Origin of the sequence: Streptomyces sp. NPDC058678 (assembly GCF_042714835.1) — a bacterium.
Taxonomy (GTDB): domain Bacteria; phylum Actinomycetota; class Actinomycetes; order Streptomycetales; family Streptomycetaceae; genus Streptomyces.
This window is the reverse complement of sequence record NZ_JBHXSG010000034.1, coordinates 14,681-36,206: the sequence shown is the minus strand read 5'-3', so window position 1 is coordinate 36,206 and position 21,526 is coordinate 14,681. Positions and strand designations below refer to the sequence as shown.

The window sequence follows — 21,526 nt, the reverse complement described above, 5'->3', positions numbered from 1 at the left end:
CTCGGTCATGACGAAGATCGTCAACCACTGGATCGGCGGCAAGACCGTCGAAGGCGCGTCGGGTACGTACGGGCCGGTCACCGACCCCGCGACCGGCGCGGTCACCACGAAGGTCGCGTTCGCCTCCGTCGAGGAGGTGGACGCGGCGGTCGCCGCCGCCAAGGACGCCTACGCGACCTGGGGCCAGTCCTCGCTCGCCAAGCGCACGGAGATCCTCTTCCGCTTCCGCGCCCTGCTCGACGCCAACCGCGACGCCATCGCCGAGCTGATCACCGCCGAGCACGGCAAGGTGCACAGCGACGCCCTCGGCGAGGTCGCGCGCGGCCTGGAGATCGTCGACCTGGCCTGCGGCATCAACGTGCAGTTGAAGGGCGAGCTGTCGACGCAGGTCGCCAGCCGCGTGGACGTGTCGTCGATCCGGCAGCCGCTGGGTGTCGTCGCCGGCATCACGCCGTTCAACTTCCCGGCGATGGTGCCGATGTGGATGTTCCCGATGGCCATCGCGTGCGGCAACACCTTCGTGCTGAAGCCGTCCGAGAAGGACCCGTCGGCGTCCCTGAAGATCGCCGAGCTGCTGGCCGAGGCCGGTCTGCCGGACGGCGTCTTCAACGTCGTCCACGGTGACAAGGTGGCCGTCGACCGCCTCCTGGAGCACCCGGACGTCAAGGCCGTCTCCTTCGTCGGCTCGACCCCGATCGCCCGCCACATCCACACCACGGCCTCCGCGAACCACAAGCGCGTCCAGGCCCTGGGCGGTGCCAAGAACCACATGCTGGTCCTCCCGGACGCCGACCTGGACGCGGCGGCGGACGCGGCGGTGAGCGCGGCCTACGGCTCGGCCGGCGAGCGCTGCATGGCCATCTCGGCCGTGGTCGCGGTCGGCGCGATCGGTGACGAGCTGGTCGACAAGATCCGCGAGCGCGCCGAGAAGATCAAGATCGGCCCCGGCAACGACCCGACCTCCGAGATGGGCCCGCTGATCACCGCCGTCCACCGCGACAAGGTGGCCTCCTACGTGGAGGGCGCGGCGGCCGAGGGCGCCGAGGTCGTCCTGGACGGCACCGGCTACACGGTCGACGGCTTCGAGGACGGCCACTGGATCGGCATCTCGCTCCTCGACAAGGTGCCGACCACCGCCAAGGCCTACCAGGACGAGATCTTCGGCCCGGTGCTGTGCGTGCTGCGCGTCGACACGTACGACGAGGGCGTGGCCCTCATCAACAGCTCGCCGTTCGGCAACGGCACCGCGATCTTCACCCGGGACGGCGGCGCGGCCCGCCGCTTCCAAATGGAGATCGAGGCCGGCATGGTCGGCGTGAACGTCCCGATCCCGGTCCCCGTCGGCTACCACTCCTTCGGTGGCTGGAAGGACTCCCTCTTCGGCGACCACCACATCTACGGCAACGACGGCACGCACTTCTACACCCGCGGCAAGGTCGTCACCACCCGCTGGCCCGACCCGGCGGACGCCCCGGCGGGCGTCGACCTGGGCTTCCCGCGCAACCACTGACACCGAACCGTTCAGGGGCCGTCCGTCATACGGACGGCCCCGTTCTTCTCTGCTGCAGCAACTCACGGTGGCTTGTATCGATCCCGGCGGACCAGCAGACCCAAGGGGCGCGGGGCTGTGCTCAACATGCGGCTCCGCCGCGTGGGCGCGACCAGCCCCCACGCACCCGCAGCCGGCCGACCACAGAACCCACCGAGCTCCCGGCCGCCGTACCACGCTCGCGGTACACGAAACCGCTCCCGTACCCCCACGGGATGGGGCATGGTTCACCCCCCAGTCGATAACTCCCCGACAGTTTCACCCCGTACCGTTGACGCATGGATCTTCGACTGCCCCGGCTGCGAGGCCTACTCAGGGGGCCGCGACGGCTCGGCGCCGCCGCGGCCGCCGTCGTAGTGCTCGCCGGCGCCGGGACATGGACGGCCGCCGCCGATGACGAGGCGCCGCCGGTACACCGCACCGACCGGGTCATGCCCATGGGTGACGGCGTGCGCATCGACACCTCGTACTTCACCTCCGGAGGAACCGGCCGCCGCCCCGCCGTCCTCCTCGCCCACGGCTTCGGCGGCAGCAAGGCCGACGTCCGGCAGCAGGCCCAGAACCTCGCCCGGGACGGGTACGCCGTCCTGACCTGGTCGGCCCGTAGCTTCGGCAGGTCCACCGGCAAGATCGGGCTCAACGACCCGAAGGGCGAGGTCGCCGACGTACGCAAGCTCATCGACTGGCTCGCCGAGCAGCCTCAGGTCCAGCTCGACAAGGCCGGCGACCCGCGCGTGGGCATGGCGGGCGCGTCGTACGGCGGCGCGATCGCGCTGGAGACCGCCGGGTACGACGACCGGGTGGACGCCATCGCCCCGGCGATCACCTACTGGAACCTCGCCGACGCCCTCTTCCCCAACGGCGTGTTCAAGAAGCTCTGGGCGGGCATCTTCGTCAACTCCGGCGGCGGCTGCGACAAGTTCGAGACGCAGCTGTGCCAGATGTACGAACGGGTCGCCGAGTCCGGCACCCCGGACGTGCAGGCCGAAAAGCTCCTGGAGGAGCGCTCGCCGTCCGCCGTCGGCGACCGCATCAAGGTGCCCACCCTGCTGATGCAGGGCCAGACCGACTCCCTCTTCCCGCTCGGCCAGGCCGACGCCGCCGCCAAGGCGATCCGCGCCAACGGCGCCCCGGTCGACGTCGACTGGATCGCGGGCGGCCACGACGGCGGCGACATGGAGACGAGCCGCGTCCAGGCCCGCGTGCAGTCCTGGTTCGACCGGTACCTGAAGGACGACAAGGGCGCCGACACCGGCCCCGCCTTCCGCATCACCCGTACCGGAGGCGTCGACTCCACCGACGGCCAGGCGCTGCGGCGCGGCGCGAGCGACGACACGTACCCCGGCCTGGAGAGCGGACGGAAGTCGTTCGCCCTGACCGGCCGCGAGCAGCACTTCGCCAACCCGGCGGGCGCCAACCCGCCCGCCGTCTCGGCCCTTCCCGGCCTCGGTGGTGGCGGTCTCGCCCAGCTCTCCTCGCTCGGCGTCGGCATCTCGCTGGACTTCCCCGGCCAGTTCGCCCGCTTCGAGTCGAAGCCGGTCGCCGACGACGTCCGGATCACCGGATCGCCGACGGTCACCGTCCACGTCGAGTCGACCAGCGACGACGCCGTCCTCTTCGGCAAGGTGTACGACGTCGGCCCGGGCGGCACCCGGCAGGTGCTGCCCTCCCAGCTGGTCACGCCCCTCAGGGTGGAAGGCGCCAAGGCCGGCAAGGACGTGACGATCACGCTGCCCGCCGTCGACCACGACGTCGAGAAGGGCCACCGGCTGCGCCTGGTCCTCGCCTCCACCGACCTCGGGTACGCCTCCCCGGCCGCCCCGGCGACGTACACCGTCTCCCTGAAGAGCGACCTCGAGGTGCCGACGGCCCCCGGCGTGACGACCGCGGCCGCCCCGCTGCCCGCGTGGGTGTGGTGGCTGCCGCTCGCGGGCGCGGTGGTTGCCCTGGTCCTGCTGCTGTCCGGCCGCCGCCGTACCTCCGCGGCGCCCCCCGACCCGGACCTCGCCGACGTTCCCCTGCAGATAACGGATCTGAGCAAGCGGTACGCCAAATCGGCGGACCGGTACGCGGTCAAGGAACTGTCCTTCCGCGTGGAGAAGGGGCAGGTCCTCGGCCTGCTGGGCCCGAACGGCGCGGGCAAGACGACCACCCTGCGCATGCTGATGGGCCTGATCAAGCCGGACGACGGGGAGATCCGCGTCTTCGGCCGGGCGATCCGCCCGGGTGCCCCGGTGCTGTCCCGGGTCGGCGCGTTCGTCGAGGGCGCGGGCTTCCTGCCGCACCTGTCCGGCCGGGAGAACCTGGAGCTGTACTGGGCGGCGACCGGCCGCCCGGCCGAGGCCGCCCACCTGGAAGAGGCCCTGGAGATCGCGGGCCTCGGCGACGCGCTGGCCCGCGCGGTGCGCACGTACTCGCAGGGCATGCGCCAGCGCCTCGCCATCGCCCAGGCCATGCTCGGCATGCCCGACCTGCTGATACTGGACGAGCCGACGAACGGTCTCGACCCGCCGCAGATCCGCGAGATGCGCGAGGTGCTGATCCGGTACGCGGCCGCCGGGCGCACGGTGATCGTCTCCAGCCACCTGCTGGCGGAGGTCGAGCAGTCCTGCACGCACATCGTCGTCATGGACCGGGGCAGGCTCGTGCAGGCCGGCCCGGTCTCGGAGATCATCGGCTCCGGCGACACCCTGCTCGTCGGCACCGGAACCCCCGTGGAGGAGCCGGTCGTCGAGAAGATCGCCGCACTGCCGGGAGTCACCTCGGCCGTACGCACCGACGACGGACTCCTGGTCCGCCTCGCCGCCGACGGCAGCGCGCAGCGCCTGCTCGTCGAACTCGTCCGGCTCGAAGTGCCCGTCGAGTCGGTGGGCCCGCACCGCCGACTGGAAGACGCCTTCCTCACCCTGATCGGAGGCTCCGCATGAGCACGCTCGTCGAGCGCCCGGAGGTCGCCTCCGGCTACCGCGCGGGCCGCACGCTCCCCCTCCGGGTGGAGCTGGCCCGCCAGCTGAAGCGGCGCCGCACCCTGGTCATGGGCGGGATCCTCGCCGCCCTGCCGTTCGTCCTGCTGATCGCCTTCGCCATCGGCGGGGAACCGGACGGGGGCGGCGACCGGATCACGCTGATGGACACGGCGACGGCGTCCGGCGCCAACTTCGCCGCCGTCAGCCTCTTCGTGTCGGCCGGCTTCCTCCTCGTCATTCCCGTCGCCCTGTTCTGCGGGGACACGGTGGCCTCGGAGGCCGGCTGGTCCTCCCTGCGCTACCTCCTCGCCGCCCCCGTGCCCCGGGCTCGCCTCCTCTGGTCCAAGCTCGTCGTCGGCCTCGGTCTCAGCCTGGCCGCGATGGTCCTGCTGCCGGTGGTCGCGCTGGCCGTCGGCACGGCCGCCTATGGCTGGGGCCCCCTGCAGATACCCACCGGCGGCGTGCTCGACGCGGGCACGGCGGCGCAGCGCCTCGTGGTGGTCGTGGCGTACATCTTCGTGTCCCAACTGGTCACCGCGGGGCTGGCGTTCTGGCTCTCGACCAAGACCGACGCCCCGCTCGGCGCGGTCGGCGGCGCGGTCGGTCTGACGATCGTCGGCAACGTCCTCGACGCGGTGACCGCCCTCGGCGACTGGCGCCACTTCCTCCCCGCGCACTGGCAGTTCGCCTGGGCGGACGCCGTACAGCCCCGCCTCGAGTGGTCCGGCATGATCCAGGGGACGGCGGTGTCCCTCACCTACGCCCTCGTGCTGTTCGCCCTGGCCTTCCGCGGGTTCGCCCGGAAGGACGTGGTGTCGTAGCCGGTCGGGCGGCTACTCGCTCGATGCCGTCGGGGTCGACCACCTGATTGCCCGTTCTGGGACTCTCCTGCTGTGGCGCGGGCCGACCGGGTGAACCTCCGAAACCAATTCCCCGGCGGCGGGTTGATGGGGCAGCGGGCCATGCGACGCCACGAGAAAGGAATGCGCAGCACTCACGACGGCACTGGTCGCCGCGGTGGCCGGACTTTCCTGCGTCGTTCACCCGGACCTTCGGGTGTTCTTCTCGACCGGGTATCAAGCGAATGGCCGCCCCACGCACCAACCTCCCGGCTGTGCCATGGCAGGCCTTGGACGTCGATCTCCGTCCCAAGGCCGGCTTTCCCCGTTCTTCAAGCAGGAAGACAACTACATTGCGAAAGACCCTGAGCAGGGGAGCGTTCGCGGCGGCGGCCGCCGCCACGGGCATGCTGTCCCTGTCCTGCAGCTCCGCCTTCGCCGACACGCACGCGGCAGGAGCCACCAAGGATTCCCCCGGTGTGCTGTCCGGGAACGTCGTGCAGGTGCCGGTCGAGGCGCCGGTGAACGCGTGTGGCAACACCGTGAATGGGGTCGCGGCCTTCAACGGCGCGTTCCGCAACTCCTGCGCCAACACCGAAAGTGAGACGGAGGACTACGGCGACTCCGGCTACGGCGACTCCGACTACGGTGACTCCGACTACGGCACTGACGACGAGTCGCCGGGGGGGAGTCCGACGCCCTCGCCCACCGAGGACTGCGAGACTCCTGAGCCCACCCCGCCTCCCACGCACGTCGTCGAGACGCCGCCTTCGACACCTCCGCCCACGCGGATCATCCAGACGCAGCCTCCGGCCGACCATGAGAAGCCCGTCGAACCGCCTCAGCTGGCCGAGACCGGCAGCAAGACGATGCTGGCGGCGTCGGCGGCCAGTGCCGCACTGATCACGGGAGGGGTCCTGATGTACCGCCGCGGCCGTACCGCCTTCCAGCGGTAGCCGCTCCGGGGTGCGGGACGTACCGCGCCCGACACCCGCACCCCGCTCCGGCCGAGCACCACCCGGACCGACGCGAGCCACCACGCGAGGCAGCTCGAGCCGGTCCGGGGACGAACCGCCGCACGGGCACCGGGTACCCATCACCGGCTCGCCGGTCCGGGTCGAGCAGCTCGACTCCCGCCCTCCCCGTCAGCGGCACACGGTGGGCCGCTGACGTTCTCGTCAGCGGCCCAGAAGCGCCCGCGCGTGGTTCTCCGTCAGCGGCGCACCGGCGACGGCGACCACTCTCGGCTGCCGCCTCCCGGTACGGGGATCGTCCCGTTCGGGGTCCTCTTGAGCCGGCGGCGTACGCCTCGGACAAGTGTCGTCGCCGTGAACGACGCCCCCTGGACGAAGCGCATGGCCGGCCCGAAGCCGGAGGCGGTCACCAGGCCCGCGAAGAACAGCCCGGGCTGGGAGGACTCGAATTCACGCCCGACCGCGGGGGAGCCGTCGGGCAGGGCCGTCAGTGTCCCGCGAAGCTCCTCGGAGAGCAGTCCGAGCCGGTCGCAGCGCGCCCGGAACCCCGTGGCGGCGATGACATGGCTGGTCTCCAGCGTGCGCAGGGCGCCGTCGCGGCTCATCGTGTCCAGCCGTACCCCGCCCGGCACCGCGCGGGCCGCGGTCACCTTGTGGCCCGGCAGCAGCTCCACCGCGCCCTCCACCCGGTCCCGCACCCACCACGCGCCCGCCGGCCCGAGCGCCGTGGCCGCGATGCGCGCCCGGGTCGGCTCCGACAGCTGCCGGAAGAGGCCGGGGCGCTCGGCGTAGAACCAGTTCCGCCAGCCGGGGCCGAGGCCGCTGTGCGGGGAGCGAACCGACTGCCACCAGGGGCGCTCCCAGGGCGGCGGCACGTCGTTCCACCGCAGACGGTCCGCCCGCGCCAGCACCCTTACGCGGGTGCCCTGTTCGCTGAGCAGCGCCGCGGTCTCCAGGGCCGCCTGGCCGCCGCCGATCACCGTGACGTCCTTGCCGCGGAAGCGGTCGAGGTCGCTGTGGTGGCTGCTGTGCGTCACCAGCGCGGGGTGCAGATCACGCAGTGCCCGCGGTACCTCGACGAACGGCATCACTCCGACCGCCAGCGCCACCGTCCGCGCGTGCAGCAGCTCCCCGTCCTCGGTGACGGCGCTGAAGCCGTCGGGGCGGGACGCCACCCGGGTCACCATGCGCTCGTCCACCGCCGGCACGGCATGGTGCGCGAACCACAGGCCGTACGACGCGAACGCCTCGACCGGGATCGGCTCCGCGTGACGTGCCGTCAGGCCGTGCTCCGCGCAGTACGCGTCCAGGCGCCAACGCCCCTCCGGGTCGGAGAGGTTGGACGCCCACGGCTCCGACTTCAGGAACATGCCGCGGGGCATGTTGTCCCGCCAGGACGCCATGGGCCGGCCGAACACGCGCACGTTCAGCCCGGCGGCCGCCGCGTGGGACGCGATCGACAGGCCGTACGGGCCTGCGCCCACCACCAGAAGGTCGTACATCATCAACTGTTCGCTTTCTCGTCGTCGGTCAGGGCGGGCGAGGCCGCCCGGGGGATCAGGAGTGGCGCCGGGGCCGCCTTCGTCGCGCCCAGCCGCTCCCGCAGCCGACGGGACACATGGCGACACCACAGGGCCCACATCGCCCAGCCGGGAACGCGGTCGTCCCGCGCGTACCAGGCCAGTTCGCGGCCGCCGGGCGCCGCACGCAGCGCGGCGAGCGGCGCGTAGTTCTCCACCACGAACGTCCGCCCGGCCGACGGGGACCCGTCCGGCAGCGGACGGCCCGTCATGTCCAGGTGCAGGGCGCGTACGACGTCCAGTCCGGCGCTGTCCGCGAAGAGCCGGAACTGGGCGCCGGGGCGCGGGTTGAAGTCGAGGAGGTGGTAGCGGCCCGTGGTGCCGCAGCGGCGGAAGTCGAGGTCGAAGACGCCGCGGTAGCCCAGCTCGCCCGTGAGGCGCTCGGCCAGCGCCTGCAGCTGCGGGTTGGGTGTCCAGCAGCCCACCGCGGTCAGCCCCGCTCCACGCGGCCAGGCCAGCTGCTTGCGGCCCGGTCCGCCCGCGCGCACGGTTCCCGAGCGGTCGGCGTAGCCGTGGAAGAACCAGTCCAGGTCCGGTCCCGGCGGCAGGTACGCCTGCAGCAGCAGCCTGCTGCCCGCTTCCTCGGTGCGCAGATACAGCTCGCGGGCCTCCTGCGCGGAGTGCACCACCGCAGTGCTGCGCAGCCCGCTGCCGGCGGGCAACAGCCAGGGCCGGCTCCACTTCGCCACCAGCGGCAGCCCGAGCTGCCGCGCGTCGTCGGAGGCCCGCGCCGGGCTGTCCGGGACCAGTGTCACCGGGTGCGGGATGTCCGCGGACGCGCACACGGCGGCCAGTTCCGCCTTGTCGGCGACGCGTTCGGCCAGTGTTCCCGGCATCGTCGGCAGCAGGTAGGAGGGTGTGAGTTCGTCCCGCATCCGTCCCACGGCGATCGCGCTCGCGTCGTCCAGGGGGATGAGGACGGCGGGACGCCCGATCCGGTCGGCCACGCGGCGCAGCACGACGAGGATGTCGTCCGGTGATGCTCCCGGGAGCGGCGGGGGATGCATCTGACGCACGTAACGAGACCTGAGGACGGGACTTCCCGCTGAATCGGCGACGACGTGTACTTCCACGCCCGCCCTGCCGAGCGAACGCACGGCACCCAGCGTTCCGTGGTGAAAGGGATTCCGGTCGATCCGCAGCAGAACAGCGGGAACGTCGGTGTCGAGAAGTGACACGAATTCTCTCTTTCTTTCGCTTGACTCACCCGCACGGGCGAGCGCATTACTCGAAATGCCCCACGGAAATGGCGCAATGGGTTTTTCTGTGACTGACTTCATATGACTGCTCGTCAAAAATGAGAACTGAGACAGAAGGCCGGACGAGAGAGAAGAACGGAGCAGGCATGGCCCCACAGCACAAGCCGGTCCGGGCCCGCTGGCTGGCCGCGGGCGCGGTGGCGATCGCCGCGGCGGCCGCCCTGGCCACCGGTGCCCCGCAGGAGGTGGGGGTGGTGAGAGCCGATGACCCTCGCCCTCCGGCGCCGACCCCGACGACCGCGCCGGTACCGGGCAAGGAGGTCCCGGCATTCGGTGCCTTCCTCAACTCCGACGCCCGTGGCGTGGCCGGCATGGAGCGGCTCAGCCACTGGCTGGGCGGTGCCGAACTCCGCGTCGGGCACACGTATCTGCCAGGCCACCGCTGGCGGGACATCGAAGGTGCCCCCGGCTTCCTCGACGTATGGGCGCACTGGCGCAACCAGAAGGCCGATCGGATGCTCGTCCTCAACGTCCCCATGCAGGAGCGCAACGAGGAGGGCGTCTCCGACTACGAGGTCCGGCAACTGCTGAGGCAGGGCGCGGCCGGCGAGTTCGATCACCACTTCCGGGCCCTCGCCGAGCAGCTGGTCGAACTGAAGGTGCCGGACACGGTCGTCGTGCTCGGCTGGGAGATGAACGGCACCACGTACACCCATCGCTGCGGTCCGGACCCGGAGGCCTGGAAGCGGTACTGGAACAGGATCGTCACCACCATGCGTTCGGTGCCGGGCCAGAAATTCCGGTTCGATTTCACGCCGACTCGTGGCCGGGACGCCGTTCCCTGGACGAAGTGCTATCCGGGGGACGACACGGTCGACATCATCGGCATGGATTCCTACGACCAGCCGACCGGTATGTCGTTCGACCGGCAGGTGAGAGAGCCCTACGGGCTTCAGGACCATGTGGATTTCGCGAAGGCCCATGGCAAACCCATCTCGTATCCCGAATGGGGACTCTTCCGTAATGGCGACAATGTCGAGTACATGGGGCGCATGCTCGCGTGGATGGAGGAGCACAGGCCGCTCTACAACACGCTGACCGACTACTGCCCGCACGGTGTGTGGCAGTGCGGGGCCAACCCGAGGTCGTCCCGCCTCTACCGGTCCGTCCTGTTCGGCCGCGCCGACGAGGCGACCCCGACCCCGACCCCCACACCCAAGCCGACCACGCCCAGCACGCCCACCACGCCGTCGGAGGAATGCACTCCGCTGGACCTGGGGAGCTGGGTGGAGGACTGGCTCGGCGGGAAACTCTGTCTCCGCTTGAACTGGTGGTAGCGCACCGGCCGACCCGGTCGATGGCGGCGGACCCGCTTCAGGACCCGCTGCCACCGTCGGGCACCGCCCGTAGTGCCGCTCCGCGTCCCGGAGCGGTTCGGCGAGAGCGCGCTCCTCGGTGACGGGTCCGGCCGGGTTCACCGTCGTCACCGCTGTCCGCGCACATCGGTGGCGGCGGCCGGGCCGGGCACCGAGGCGGCCGGGGCGGGGTCGTCGTGCCGGCCGGTCTTCCTCGGCCGTGCCAGCAGGGCCAGGCCGCACAGCAGCCCGCCCGCGCTCGCGCCCACCAGAGAGGTCACCGACGCCGACGCCGAAGTCGGCTCGGTCGGCTGCACCGCCCTTGAGAACTGCACGAGTCGGACCTGGGTGCTGTCCCTGGCGTCGTCCGCGTGTTGGGTCAGCGAGCGGGAGACCGCGTTGGCCATGTCGACGGCGAGGTCGGGGCGCGAGGAGGTGGCCGAGACAGCGACCATCGGCGCGTCCGGCGAGGTCGCCGTTCGCACGCTGTGCTGCAGTGTCCGCACCGGCACGCCCGCCCAGACCTGCGCGTCCCCGAGCACCGCGAGCTGTGTGGCGACTCGGCCGTATGCCTGCGCGAAACCGAGGGCGGAGTCCGGGGCGGTCTTTTCGGCGGGTACGGCGATGACGTAGCTGGTGGCCGTGTACGTCGGGGGCGTGAGCATGCCGTACGCGCCGCCGAGCAGGCTCCCGACAAGGGTGCCGGTCGCGAGTACGGACCAGGACGGCAGCCTCCTGACACGGGCCAGGGGCAGGCGGCGCTGACGAGTCGGAGTGTCGGTCATGACGGGCTGGCTCCCAGAGGTGAGCGGGACGACGAACTGGAGACGGCTGCCGCATACACGTCCATGAGGCGGGCTGCGCTGCGGGTGATGCTGTAGCGGTGGGCGACTTCGGGGGCCGTGCGCGGCCGGGGGCCCGCCGCCCGGACCTCGGAGATCGCGCGGGCGTACGCCTCGGGGCCGCCGCGTACCCGCCGGGCGCCGACGGCGGCCGACGGCGGCAGGTCCTCGATCGCCGGGCAGGAGGCGTAGAGCACGGGCAGTCCGGAAGCCAGTGCCTCCACGGCCGCCAGACCGAAGGCCTCCTCCGTGGACGGGGAAGCGAGCAGGTCCATCGCGGAGGTGAGCGAAGGCAGGTCGGGGCCGGGAGAACCGTCGGCGACGTTGGGACGCTCGCCGGTGAACAGGACGCGCTCGGCCACGCCGGCCGCGTGTGCCGTGCGGCGCAGGACGTGCTCCTCGGGGCCACTGCCCACCAGCAGAAGCCAGTGGTCGTCAGGGAGCCGGGTGAGCGCGTGGACGAGGACGTCGAACCGCTTGCCGCGGGTGAGCCGGCCCACACCGCCGACGACACAGGCGCCCTCCGGCAGGCCGAGGCGCCGGCGGGTGTGCTCGCGCCGCTCCTGGTCGAAGCGGAAGCGGTCCAGGTCGATGCCGTTGGGGACGACCTCGATGCGGGGTGCGGGCACGCCCCAGCGCTTGAGGCGGTCGGCCACCGTGGGGGAGACGGCGACCGTCGCCGAGCCGAGGCGCTCGCTGGCGAGGTACAGAGCACGCACGCCTGCCGTCAGCCTGCGGCCCTCCATCTGCGAGTCGCCCAGGGAGTGTTCGCTGGCGACGACCGCACGGACCCCCGCGATGCGTGCGGCGAGCCGGCCGTAGACGCAGGCGCGGTACAAGTGCGTGTGCACGAGGTCGTAGCCGCCGGCGCGGATCAACCGGACCAGGCGCGGGAGCGCGGCCAGGTCGCGGTTGCCGCTCATGCCGAGATGCACCACGCGGACGCCGTCGGCGGCGAGACCCTCGGCGACCGCACCGGGGTTGGTGAGCGTCACGACGTCGCAGTCGACGGGCAGGTGCCGCAGCAGCAGGCGCAGCTGCTGCTCGGCCCCGCCGACGCCGAGGCCGGTGATGATGTGCAGAGCCTTCATCTCACAGACCCCCCACCGGGCGCCGCCGCAGCCGGTGCAGACGGTGCTTCAGGTGCAGCCGCCAGGCCGTGTCGTTCTGGCCGACGTGCACGCGCGGGAGGGCGTGCGGACCTGTCAGCGGGCCGGGATCGATGGCGCAGGCGTAGGTGTATCCCGCTTCCCGTACGGCGTCGACGGTACGGACGTCGACCGTGCCGTACGGGTAGCAGAAGCCGTCGACCCGGGCGCCGGTCAACTCCGCGAGCAGAGCGCGGCTTTCGACGACCTCGGTCTTGAGGGTGAGGTCGTCCGCCCGGGTGAGGTCGACATGCGTCAGCCCGTGCGAGCCGATCTCCACGCCCTCGGCGGCCGCGTGCCGGATGCCGTCCGCGGTCAACAGCGGTTTGCGCGGGCCGAGCGGGTCCCAGGCGTTGTCGCCGCCGAATCGCCCGGGCAGCACGAAGAGGGTGGCGCCGCAGTCCCAACGGCGCAGCAGCGGCAGGGCGTCGGTGACGAAGTCGGCGTACCCGTCGTCGAAGGTGAGCCCGACCAGGCCCCGTCCGGCGCCGCGGGCGCGGGCGGCGAGCAACTCGGCCACGGACACCCCCCGCAGCCCCCGCCGGCGCAGCCACGCCAGCTGCCGGTCGAGCCGCTCGGGCGTGACCGTGATGCGGTACGGGTCGTCGGAGGCGTCACCCACCGAGTGGTACATCGCCACCCACGGGATCGGGCCCGGGCGCGGTGCGGAGGGTCTGCCGGTGTCGAGGGAATCAACGGGAGCTGCCATGTGTGAGCCTTCGTGTGACGGCGCGTACGTAGCGCAGTGCGGATGCGAAGCCCTGGGCGCCGGAGGCCCAGGCGAGCGGGACGAAGACGGCGATCACGGTCAGGCAGCCGGTCGCGAGGCCCGCCACCGGGGACTCGAGACGGCTCGCGACGAACCCTCCGGCCACGGTGGCGGCGACCGCCGCGCGCACCGGCCTGCTCAGCTCGGTCAGTACCTGCCGGACGCGGATCGAGACGCTGTGGGGGCTGTTGCGCCGGGTCGTCCGCAGGCCGGCGAGCATCAGGGCGGCCGTGACGGTGATGCCGATGGCATTGGCGGCGGCGATCCCCGCCACGCCCCAGGCGCCCAGCGTCGCGGCGCCGATCGAGGCGGTCACGGCGATGCCCGCGGCCATCGCGCCGACGGGATACCAGCTGGGCCGGCCCGCCGAGAAGTACGAGCGGGTCAGGGCGCCCACCAGGGTCTGGCCCAGCAGACCGAGGGCGTACACGCGCATGACGTCCGCCGTCGCCGCGGTGTCGCTCGCGGTGAACGCGCCCCGCTGGAAGAGCAGTTCGATCATCTGCGGGGCGCAGGCGATCACGGTGCACATGCCCAGCAGCAACAGGCAGGAGGCCAGTGCCAGATCCCGCTCCACGCGGTTGCGGGCCCGTTCGGTGTCGCCGTCCGCGAGCGCCCGCGCCACCACCGGGAAGGTGACGGTGACCACCATCAGCGACAGCGTCATCGGGATCTGGGCGACCTTCTGCGCGTAGTTCAGGTGCGAGATGGCCCCGGCGGGCAGGCTGGAGGCGAGGAAGCGTTCGACGAGGACCTGAGACTGACGGCACAGGGCGAAGAGAAGGACGGTGGCGACCAGGGCGAGTCGCACCGGCCGCTCCTCGATGTCGGCCCCGGTCCGGTGGGACGTCCGCTCGCGCGACGTCAGTTGTCGCCACAGCGAGGGAAGCTGTACCACCACCATCAGACAGCCGCCCGCCGCGACTCCGATCGCCGCGGAGCGCACGCCCCAGCGTTCGCCGAGCAGGAACATGGCGGCGACGATGGCGGCGTTGTAGGCGACGTAGATCGCCGCGGGCGCGACGAAGCGGCGGTGCGCCCGCAGGGCGGCGCTGCAGTACCCCGCGAGTCCGAAGGCCAGCACGCAGATCGCCGTGAGCCGGGTGCAGTCGGCGGCCAGCCGGGGGTCGGGCAGGCCGGGCGCCAGGGCCTTGACCAGGTAGGGAGCCAGACCGGCGACCAGAGCGGCCACCGCGGCCAGGGCGAGGCAGAGGCGGGGCAGGGTGGCGACGACCAGGGCGCGGACCGGGTCGCCCGGGGCGCCCCGGGCGCGTCGGGCCAGCGCCATGCTGAACGCCGGGATCAGCACCAGCGCCAGCCCGTCCTCGATGAGCAGCGTGGCGGCGAACTCCGGCACGGTCCACGCGACCAGGAAGGCGTCCGTGTCGCTCCCGGCACCGAACAGCCGCGCCAGCGCCTGGTCGCGCACCAGGCCGATCAGGGAGCCGGCGATGGACAGCGACGCGGTGACGAACGTGGCCCTGGCAAGGAATTTCCGGGAGGCCGAGGTCGGGTCGGTGCCCTCCCCGGCGAGGGTGGCGGCACGCGCCGCGGGCAGCGTCGCCGCACCGCCGGGCTTGGTCGCGGGGCTTCGGGAAGGCCTCACCGTCATCGCGCCACGGCCTCCTCGACGCGCTCGGGTACCCCGCCCCGCGGCACGACGTCCCCCTGCCGGTCGCCGGCCAGCGCCCACCACGCCACGAGCCCCAGGCCCATGGCGGTCAGCACGGTCGAGGGGCCGCCGATGTCTCCGTACGCGAAGTCGGTCAGCAGCCAGATCAGCAGCCCGCAGGCGACGAGGGCGCAGTCGAGTCCAGGTCCACGGGCGCGGACGCGCAGCAGCCTCCGCAGCCCGCACACCAGCAGCGCCAGCCAGCTCCCGGCGAGCCCGAGCAGCCCGATCAGGCCCTGCTCGCTCAGCACCAGCAGGTACATGTTGTGGGGCGACAGCAGCGGCTGCCTCTCGTACGTCACTCCCGCGCCCTTGATGTCGCTGGCCGACGACAGCGCCAGGGTGGCGTGCCCGTCCCGGTGCTCGGGAAAGCCCTTCAGCCCGACGCCGGTCAGGGGGTGGTGACGCCAGATGTCGGTGGCGGACGCCCACAGGGTGTACCGGTCGACGACGGACTGGTCGGGGGCGTCGGTGACCTGCGTGATGCTGTCGATGCGCTGCTGCAACAGCGCCGAGCCGACGCCGAATCCGCCCACCAGGACCACGGCTGCGGCGGCCACGGCCAGGGCCGCCTTCAGCGTGCGCCGCGGCCCGGCCAGCGCCAGCTGCACGGCGCACGTCAGGATGGTCGCGATCCAGGCGCCGCGGCTGAAGGAGAGCGCGAGCGGTGCCAGGAGCGCAAGAGCGCATCCGACGGCGGTTGCCCGCTGCCGTACCGACGCCGGGCCCAGCGCGATCCCGACGGCGCACACCAGGCCCAGAGAGACCACCGTCGCCATGCCCATCACGTCATGCGGACCGAACGTGCCGACCGCCCGGATGTCCTCGCCCCGGTAGGAGGCGCCGGTCCGGGTGACGTACTGGTGAACGCCGACGGCTCCCTGGCACAGCGCGAGCCCCACGAACGACCAGGCCAGCAGCCGAAAGTCGGAGCGGTCGCGGATCAGCAGCAGCACGGCCGCCGGGATCAGTACGAAAATCTGCAGATAGCGGCCCAGGCCGGTGAGCCCGACCTCCTGCGAGGAGGCCCCCACGGCGGCGAGCGCGAGCCCCAGGACCGGCAGGCCCAGCACCACGGCCGCCGTCGGCGACAGCGGGCGTCGGCGTTCGCGCAGGAGACGGATCACGCAGTACACCACCATCAGCCCGGAGACCAGGTCGGCGGGCCCCGCGCCGGCCGGCGTCAGCGGCAGGGCCAGCAGGGCGAACACGGCCACCGCGGGCAGGAGCGGCGTCAGCGCGGCGGCCCGGCGCGGGAGCGGTGTCACAGCGTGGCTCACGTCCTTCAGCCCCCCGTCGGGCGTACCAGCGTGGCGGCGGTGCGCAGCAGGATGCAGACGTCCTGCCAGAGCGACCAGTTGTCGATGTAGGCGTTGTCGAAACGGCTGCGGTCCTCGATCGAGGTGTCGCCGCGCAGCCCGTGAACCTGGGCGAGGCCGGTGATACCGACCCGCATGCGGTGGCGGGCCGCGTAACCGGGGTACGTCTGGCTGAACTGCGCGACGAAGTAAGGGCGTTCGGGCCGTGGGCCGACCAGGCTCATGTCGCCCCGGAGCACGTTCCACAGCTGCAGCAGTTCGTCGAGCGAAGTGCGCCGCAACATACGACAGAACCAGCGCATCTCGGTCTCGTTGGCCACGCTCCACCGGGTGGCCGACTCGTGCTCGTCGACCGGACGGTGAGTACGGAACTTCAGCAGCGTGAACGGCTTTCCCTTCCTGCCGATGCGCTCCTGCCGGAACACCACGCCCGGCCCGTCGCTGATCCGCAGCGCCACCGCGCACACCAGCAGCAGAGGACTGACCAGCAGCAACAGGGTCCCCGAGACGAGGATGTCGAGCGTCCGCTTGCCCGCGCTGTCGCGGCGCGCCGGGGACATGTCCAGACGCCGGCAGGAGAACCCGGCCAGCCGTTCCCTCGCCGCGTACGACGGGGAGTCGGCGTCGACCTCCCACACCATGCAGCCCGACTCGGCCAGCGCCCCCAGCAGCGGTCCCTGTTCGGTGCGTACGGAGGGGTGAACGACCAGCACCTCCCGCACCCCGTTCTGGATGACCGCGCGCTTGACCTCCTCGCCGCTCGTCAGCACGGGCAGACTCTCGGTTCCGCCCGGGTGCTCGGCGACGATCCCCACCGGACGCATGCCGCACTGCGGGTGGCGCAGCACGGCGGCGGCCACGCGCTGTGCGGTCGCCACCGGGCCGACGAGGAGCGCGCTGTGCGGGCGGCGCAGCAGTGCGGCGCGCCGTCGCCTGCGCACGGCGCCACGAAGCGCACAGCCCGCCGCCGCATGCAGGGTGAGGCCCGTCAGCACGGTGCCGACAGACAGGGCGTGCTCCGGCCGGTACGCCGCCACCAGCGCCGCGAGCGCCAGCCAGACCACCGCGATGCGGCCCCACAGGGCGGGCAGTTCCTCCAGCAGCCCCGGCGCCGGCGGTCGGCCGTCGCGTGGGCGCAACAGCAACGCTGCGACGATCAGCAGGGCGACGAGCAGCGGGTGGTGCTGGGCTTCGGTGAGCGCCAGGGCGCCCAGCAGGGCGGCGACACCGTCCGCGACGAGCAGCGGCACCGGTGAGGGCTGCCTCACCGGGGGCCGCGCGACGGGTGAGCGGAAATCGGTGGCGGTGTCGCGCGGCGGCATGACCGAAACCGGTGAGGATTGATGATCCCGTGGCTGTGCGCCGGGAGAAGGGACGCTACGTTCGGCGGTCACGAGTGGTTCGACTCCTTGTGTTCTGTGTGCTCCACGCGATGCGTTGTCTGGTTCGTCTCGGCGCCACAGCCTGTGACGAGCAGGTCGCGGTAGACGTCCGCGACCGCCTTGGCGGTGTGCCGCACGTCATGGGTGGACAGCACGTGCCGGCGGGCCCGGTTGCCGAGCGACTCGCGCAGCGGCGGGTCGAGCAGCAGCTCCGTGACGGCCTCGGCCAGCACCGCCGGGTTCTCCGGGGGGACCAGGCACCGGGCGGTGAAGGAGGACGGAAGGCTCTCGCAGGCGCCGTCGACGTCCGTGACCACCACGGGCCGCCCGCAGGCCATCGCCTCCAGCGGGGCCAGCGCCATGCCCTCCCAGCGGGATGGCAGGACCACGAGATCAGCGGCCTGGTACCAGGGCGAGGCGTCGGTGACGGCTCCCGTGAACAGCACGGATCCGGGGGCGACTTCGCGAAGCCTGTCGCGGTCCGGCCCGTCGCCGACCAGGACGAGGCGGGCCTCGGGCACCCTGCGCACGACGGCGTCCCACGCTCGCAGCAGGACGTCCTGCCCCTTCTGCCGGCACAGCCGTCCCACGCAGACCGCGAGCGGCGCTGCCGGGTGGATGCCGGCGAGCGGTGCGAGCCCGGCCCGCACGGTCTCGGCGGCGGCGGGGTGGAAGCGCTCGGGATCGATGCCGTTGGGGACGACGGTCCACCGGCCGGCGATCCCGGCGCGCACACCCGTGGCACGCTCCGCCTCGCTCACACACAACACCCGCGCGGCCCAGCGCACCCCCCATCGCTCCCATCTGAGCGCCAGGGCCGCGGTGACCCCGCCGACCGCCTCGAACGACCAGGCGTGCGGCTGGTAGACCGTCGGAATGCGCCCGCGCACCGCGAGCCGCCCGGCGAGCCCGGCCTTCGCGCTGTGCGCGTGCACAAGATCGGGCCGTACCTCGTCGATGAGCCGCGCGAGGTGCCGTACCTCCCGCACGAGCGACGGACCCGGCGACCGCGTCGCGTGCCAGTGTCGTACGGTCGCGCCGATCGCCCGCAGTTCCAAGGCGAGTGCGCTGTCGGGACAGGCCGCGGTCACGTCCAGGCCGTCCGCCAGCTGTGCTCGGACCAGGTCCGTCACGACGCGCGCGACTCCACCGTCCACCGGCTGGGTGAGGTGCAGGACCCGTGGCCGAGGGCCGGTGGGTGACAGGTCCGTCCGCGTGCTTTCCTCGCTCACGAACGTGCTCGGGGAGGGGGCCAACGCGCTCATCACCGGGCGTCGACGGCGACGAAGAGCACGCCGGCCCAGGCCGCGTCCCGCTGGGAGGTGAGCCGGAAGGTCGCCTGGTCCCCCGCGTGCTGCAGGCCTCGTCCGAGATCGAACACGTCGGAGTCGTAGCCGAGGGTGTTGCCGTACATCGGCACGCGCGCCGGGGGACTCCCCCCGGCGTCACTGATGGTGGAGTTCAGGATGTCGTCGGAGGGATTGGCGGGGCCGGTGAGGTCGACGGAGGTGGACCCGTTCGTCAGGGTGAGCGAGTCGCCGGTGGTGCCGCGGTCGCCGTTGTACGCCACCACACCCGCGTAGCCCTCCGCGCCTGCGGCGAAGTTCAGGTCACGCAGCCGCACTTCTTGTCCCCCGCCGGATCTCAGCGGTACGAAGCCGTCCCAGAGCGCGAGATCGCGCAGCGGCGCCGCCGGGTTCTCGTAGGCCACCACCAGGGTCCAGCCGCCCCATGCCCCGGCTGCGGACCTGCCGCTCGCCACGTTGACCTGGGCCACGGTGTACAGGCCCGGCGAGCTGTCCCGGACCAGCTTCGTCACGTCCGCCGAGGCCTGGAAGGCGTCCGCGCCTTCTGCCACCCGGTGTCCGACGACCGTGTCCGCGAGAAGTTCCTGGTAGTCCCCGCCGGGTTCGGCGATCAGCACCCGCCCGTTGTCCTCCGACGGCTTCTGCTCGCCCACGAGCAGGTTGCCGCCCCAGTACAGGCGCGCGTACGTCACCCGGGAGCCGGAGGGCAGGCTAACCTCCGCGCGCGAGGAGTTGTAGGTGTTCGGGTCGTTGTCGACGTCGACGTAGAACATGTCGAAGTCGCCGTTCACCCCGTCCCCGCCCGTCTGCACGTCCAGGCACGAACGTGCCGCGCGGCAGGTGGCGGAGGAGTTGGCCGCGCGCACGATCCCGCCGTGCACATGTGCGCGGTACCGCTGGGCGAACGCGAGGCTGCTTGCCTCCGGTGCGGGCGGTGCGGCCGACGCGGCGGCCGGGAAGCCACTGGGGGCACAGAGCACAGCAAGGGCGAGGCCGCCCACCGTCGCACGGCGAAGCAGCGGGCCCAGGGAATGGCGCATGACCGTCGTTGCCCTTTCGGAACAGGTGAGGTGGCAGCAGCGACACAAGTGCGAGGTGTCCCGCCGGGGTGCGTCGGAAGGTGCGCAACACTAGCCGTCAATGAACAAACATAAAGAAAACAGACAAGTGTGTCGGAATGGTGTAGCCCTTTCCCTTCCCGGGATCACGCCAATGGCGGCACAACCCGGGCACGCTGGAGCGCGTTGACACAGAGCCGGGCGTCCCGCCCGGGTGTCTTGCGTCAACTTCCAAGGAGCTCTTCTCCATGTCGCGTATCGCCAAGGGCCTGGTCCTTACCTCCGCCGCTGCCGCGGCTGTCGCCGGCGCAGCCGGCGCAGCCTCCGCCGACAGCGGCGCGAGTGGCGTCGCCACCAACTCCCCGGGTGTTCTGTCGGGCAACGTCGTCCAGGCCCCGATCCACGTCCCGGTCAACATCTGCGGCAACACCCTCAACGGCGGCGGTTTCATGAACCCGGCGTTCGGCAACCACTGCGTCAACCGCTGACGTCGGCGCCCCGTCCCTTGGTCGGCCGCTCTCCCCTTGGTTCCACAGGGGAGGGCGGCCGGTGCCGTTTCCTCGAACGGGGGTGGGCCGCAATCGGCCTGACATACCGTCCGGTAAGGCAGGACGCGGCGAAAGGGGGAACGCGGAATCGCAAAAGGCCTATGACCGGTTGCGGGCAGTCACAGGGGCTTTCACCGTGGGCTCGAGATCCGAAGCCCATCGAAAGGAATTCCCATGACAGCTCTACCCGTACGGCGCAGCGCGTCCGCCGCACTGTGCGCCGCTCTCCTGATCGGGATCACCGGGCCCGCCGCCATGGCGGCCGACTCGGCCCCCGAGCGCAGCCATGCGGCGCCGCCGGAGGCGCGGCTCCCCGGCTCGGACGCGCCTCCCGGGCAAACCAGGAAGCTCAACGCCACAGGGCTCGAGCTCTCCCCGGTCACAGACCTGCTGAACGCCGTGCAGGAGGCGGACAACGGCCAACTGCCCGCCGCCGAGGCCAGGACACTGGTTGACGCCGCGAAGGCCGCCCTGGCCGAGGCGGCCGCCAAGGCTCCGGCGCCCTCGGCCACGGCGACAGTGTCGACCCCGGCGGCGGGCGTGCTGCTGGTCGCTCCCACCCGGGGCGCTGCCAAGTCGAGGGTTGCCGAGCGACGCGCCGCCGACCCCACGAGCGACGCGCAGGACGCCGTGGCGAAGGCCCTCGACGACCTCCTGGAGTCGGTCACCTCCGGTGACGTCAGCCTGGTGCTTCAGTCGATCGACCGTCTCTTGGCCGAGGTGGAGAACCTCGTCGCCGCGCTCACCGACAGCGACCTGGCGGCTACGACGCCGCCCAGCACGTCGACGACGCCGGTGCTTTACCCGACGGCCGTCACGCTTCCCGCGGTCGCGTGGCCGACAGCGCTGGTGCTGCCGGTCTCATAAGCGTCGTACGGTGCGGTTCTTGCCCGTCCAGTCGTGGGGGGGGGGGCGGGCGCCCCCCCCCACAAGTTGTTTAGAGAGAAGAAGGGGAAAAACAACACAGAATAAGCGGGGACAGGGGGCGGAAGGTCAAGATATAAAATAATGTAATTAAA

At 72.0% G+C, this 21,526-nt stretch carries 17 protein-coding genes; 7 read left to right on the top strand and 10 right to left on the bottom strand.

The genetic code is table 11. The features are described from left to right. Nucleotides 1–7: 7 nt before the first annotated feature. The 4 genes from mmsA to ACFWWR_RS27855 all read left to right on the top strand — a co-directional run bounded on the left by mmsA (nt 8) and on the right by ACFWWR_RS27855 (nt 6,310). Nucleotides 8–1,510: a CoA-acylating methylmalonate-semialdehyde dehydrogenase gene (gene mmsA / locus ACFWWR_RS27870; protein WP_383869361.1), complete on the top strand. Its 1,503-nt coding sequence runs from the start codon at nt 8–10 to the stop codon at nt 1,508–1,510. A 317-nt stretch (nt 1,511–1,827) separates the two neighbouring features. Further along, nucleotides 1,828–4,476 (top strand): CocE/NonD family hydrolase, encoded by a 2,649-nt coding sequence (locus tag ACFWWR_RS27865; protein WP_383869364.1) that lies wholly within the window; start codon nt 1,828–1,830, stop codon nt 4,474–4,476. Next, nucleotides 4,473–5,336, top strand: a complete 864-nt coding sequence (locus ACFWWR_RS27860) for an ABC transporter permease (protein WP_383869367.1) — start codon at nt 4,473–4,475, stop codon at nt 5,334–5,336. Before ACFWWR_RS27865 ends, ACFWWR_RS27860 begins: the two co-directional genes overlap by 4 nt. 371 nt (nt 5,337–5,707) lie before the next feature. Further along, nucleotides 5,708–6,310: a chaplin gene (locus ACFWWR_RS27855; protein WP_383869370.1), complete on the top strand. Its 603-nt coding sequence runs from the start codon at nt 5,708–5,710 to the stop codon at nt 6,308–6,310. Nucleotides 6,311–6,567: 257 nt separating this feature from the next. On the opposite strand, the gene ACFWWR_RS27850 is transcribed toward ACFWWR_RS27855, so the two are convergent. Next, the gene (locus ACFWWR_RS27850; RefSeq protein ID WP_383869409.1) at nt 6,568–7,830 is read right to left on the bottom strand and encodes an NAD(P)-binding domain-containing protein; all 1,263 of its coding nucleotides are present in this window, start codon (nt 7,828–7,830) and stop codon (nt 6,568–6,570) included. A gap of 2 nt (nt 7,831–7,832) precedes the next feature. After that, nucleotides 7,833–9,086, bottom strand: a complete 1,254-nt coding sequence (locus ACFWWR_RS27845) for an ATP-grasp domain-containing protein (RefSeq protein ID WP_383869373.1) — start codon at nt 9,084–9,086, stop codon at nt 7,833–7,835. 167 nt (nt 9,087–9,253) lie between these two features. Between ACFWWR_RS27845 and ACFWWR_RS27840 the strand changes: the two genes are divergently transcribed. Next, on the top strand, nt 9,254–10,444 hold the full coding sequence (locus ACFWWR_RS27840; RefSeq protein WP_384305935.1) for a glycoside hydrolase family 26 protein: 1,191 nt from the start codon (nt 9,254–9,256) through the stop codon (nt 10,442–10,444). A gap of 146 nt (nt 10,445–10,590) precedes the next feature. On the opposite strand, the gene ACFWWR_RS27835 is transcribed toward ACFWWR_RS27840, so the two are convergent. Genes ACFWWR_RS27835 through ACFWWR_RS27800 form a run of 8 tightly spaced genes read right to left on the bottom strand, consistent with a single transcriptional unit; the run spans nt 10,591 to nt 19,941 of the window. After that, nucleotides 10,591–11,247, bottom strand: a complete 657-nt coding sequence (locus ACFWWR_RS27835) for a lipopolysaccharide biosynthesis protein (protein WP_383869378.1) — start codon at nt 11,245–11,247, stop codon at nt 10,591–10,593. Continuing rightward, nucleotides 11,244–12,395, bottom strand: a complete 1,152-nt coding sequence (locus tag ACFWWR_RS27830) for a glycosyltransferase (RefSeq protein ID WP_383869381.1) — start codon at nt 12,393–12,395, stop codon at nt 11,244–11,246. The genes ACFWWR_RS27835 and ACFWWR_RS27830 overlap by 4 nt, the downstream gene beginning before the upstream one ends. 1 nt (nt 12,396) lies before the next feature. Further along, nucleotides 12,397–13,161 carry a polysaccharide deacetylase family protein gene (locus ACFWWR_RS27825; protein ID WP_384305932.1) on the bottom strand — a complete coding sequence of 255 codons (765 nt, stop codon included), beginning with the start codon at nt 13,159–13,161 and terminating at the stop codon, nt 12,397–12,399. Next, complete coding sequence (locus ACFWWR_RS27820; protein WP_383869387.1) at nt 13,145–14,833, bottom strand: lipid II flippase MurJ; 1,689 nt, start codon at nt 14,831–14,833, stop codon at nt 13,145–13,147. The genes ACFWWR_RS27825 and ACFWWR_RS27820 overlap by 17 nt, the downstream gene beginning before the upstream one ends. After that, complete coding sequence (locus ACFWWR_RS27815; protein ID WP_384305929.1) at nt 14,830–16,173, bottom strand: O-antigen ligase family protein; 1,344 nt, start codon at nt 16,171–16,173, stop codon at nt 14,830–14,832. The genes ACFWWR_RS27820 and ACFWWR_RS27815 overlap by 4 nt, the downstream gene beginning before the upstream one ends. Nucleotides 16,174–16,178: 5 nt before the next feature. Further along, entirely contained in the window at nt 16,179–17,606 is a 1,428-nt protein-coding gene (locus ACFWWR_RS27810; RefSeq protein ID WP_383869393.1) for an exopolysaccharide biosynthesis polyprenyl glycosylphosphotransferase, read from the bottom strand. After that, nucleotides 17,603–18,862 carry a glycosyltransferase family 4 protein gene (locus tag ACFWWR_RS27805; protein WP_384305927.1) on the bottom strand — a complete coding sequence of 420 codons (1,260 nt, stop codon included), beginning with the start codon at nt 18,860–18,862 and terminating at the stop codon, nt 17,603–17,605. The genes ACFWWR_RS27810 and ACFWWR_RS27805 overlap by 4 nt, the downstream gene beginning before the upstream one ends. Next, nucleotides 18,859–19,941 carry a DUF3344 domain-containing protein gene (locus ACFWWR_RS27800; protein ID WP_383869398.1) on the bottom strand — a complete coding sequence of 361 codons (1,083 nt, stop codon included), beginning with the start codon at nt 19,939–19,941 and terminating at the stop codon, nt 18,859–18,861. Before ACFWWR_RS27800 ends, ACFWWR_RS27805 begins: the two co-directional genes overlap by 4 nt. Nucleotides 19,942–20,207: 266 nt before the next feature. On the opposite strand from ACFWWR_RS27800, the gene ACFWWR_RS27795 reads away from it, so the two are divergent. Further along, nucleotides 20,208–20,447, top strand: a complete 240-nt coding sequence (locus tag ACFWWR_RS27795) for a chaplin (RefSeq protein ID WP_383869400.1) — start codon at nt 20,208–20,210, stop codon at nt 20,445–20,447. Nucleotides 20,448–20,681: 234 nt separating this feature from the next. Continuing rightward, nucleotides 20,682–21,374 (top strand): hypothetical protein, encoded by a 693-nt coding sequence (locus ACFWWR_RS27790; protein ID WP_384305924.1) that lies wholly within the window; start codon nt 20,682–20,684, stop codon nt 21,372–21,374. Nucleotides 21,375–21,526: the final 152 nt, after the last annotated feature.

Coding starts and splice junctions, on each gene's coding strand:
- ACFWWR_RS27850 (WP_383869409.1), bottom strand. CDS start 7,830: ATGTACGACCTTCTGGTGGTGGGCGCAGGCCCGTACGGCCTGTCGATC.
- ACFWWR_RS27825 (WP_384305932.1), bottom strand. CDS start 13,161: ATGGCAGCTCCCGTTGATTCCCTCGACACCGGCAGACCCTCCGCACCG.
- ACFWWR_RS27800 (WP_383869398.1), bottom strand. CDS start 19,941: ATGCGCCATTCCCTGGGCCCGCTGCTTCGCCGTGCGACGGTGGGCGGC.
- ACFWWR_RS27865 (WP_383869364.1), top strand. CDS start 1,828: ATGGATCTTCGACTGCCCCGGCTGCGAGGCCTACTCAGGGGGCCGCGA.
- mmsA (WP_383869361.1), top strand. CDS start 8: ATGACGAAGATCGTCAACCACTGGATCGGCGGCAAGACCGTCGAAGGC.
- ACFWWR_RS27840 (WP_384305935.1), top strand. CDS start 9,254: ATGGCCCCACAGCACAAGCCGGTCCGGGCCCGCTGGCTGGCCGCGGGC.
- ACFWWR_RS27795 (WP_383869400.1), top strand. CDS start 20,208: ATGTCGCGTATCGCCAAGGGCCTGGTCCTTACCTCCGCCGCTGCCGCG.
- ACFWWR_RS27835 (WP_383869378.1), bottom strand. CDS start 11,247: ATGACCGACACTCCGACTCGTCAGCGCCGCCTGCCCCTGGCCCGTGTC.
- ACFWWR_RS27860 (WP_383869367.1), top strand. CDS start 4,473: ATGAGCACGCTCGTCGAGCGCCCGGAGGTCGCCTCCGGCTACCGCGCG.
- ACFWWR_RS27830 (WP_383869381.1), bottom strand. CDS start 12,395: ATGAAGGCTCTGCACATCATCACCGGCCTCGGCGTCGGCGGGGCCGAG.
- ACFWWR_RS27790 (WP_384305924.1), top strand. CDS start 20,682: ATGACAGCTCTACCCGTACGGCGCAGCGCGTCCGCCGCACTGTGCGCC.
- ACFWWR_RS27820 (WP_383869387.1), bottom strand. CDS start 14,833: ATGACGGTGAGGCCTTCCCGAAGCCCCGCGACCAAGCCCGGCGGTGCG.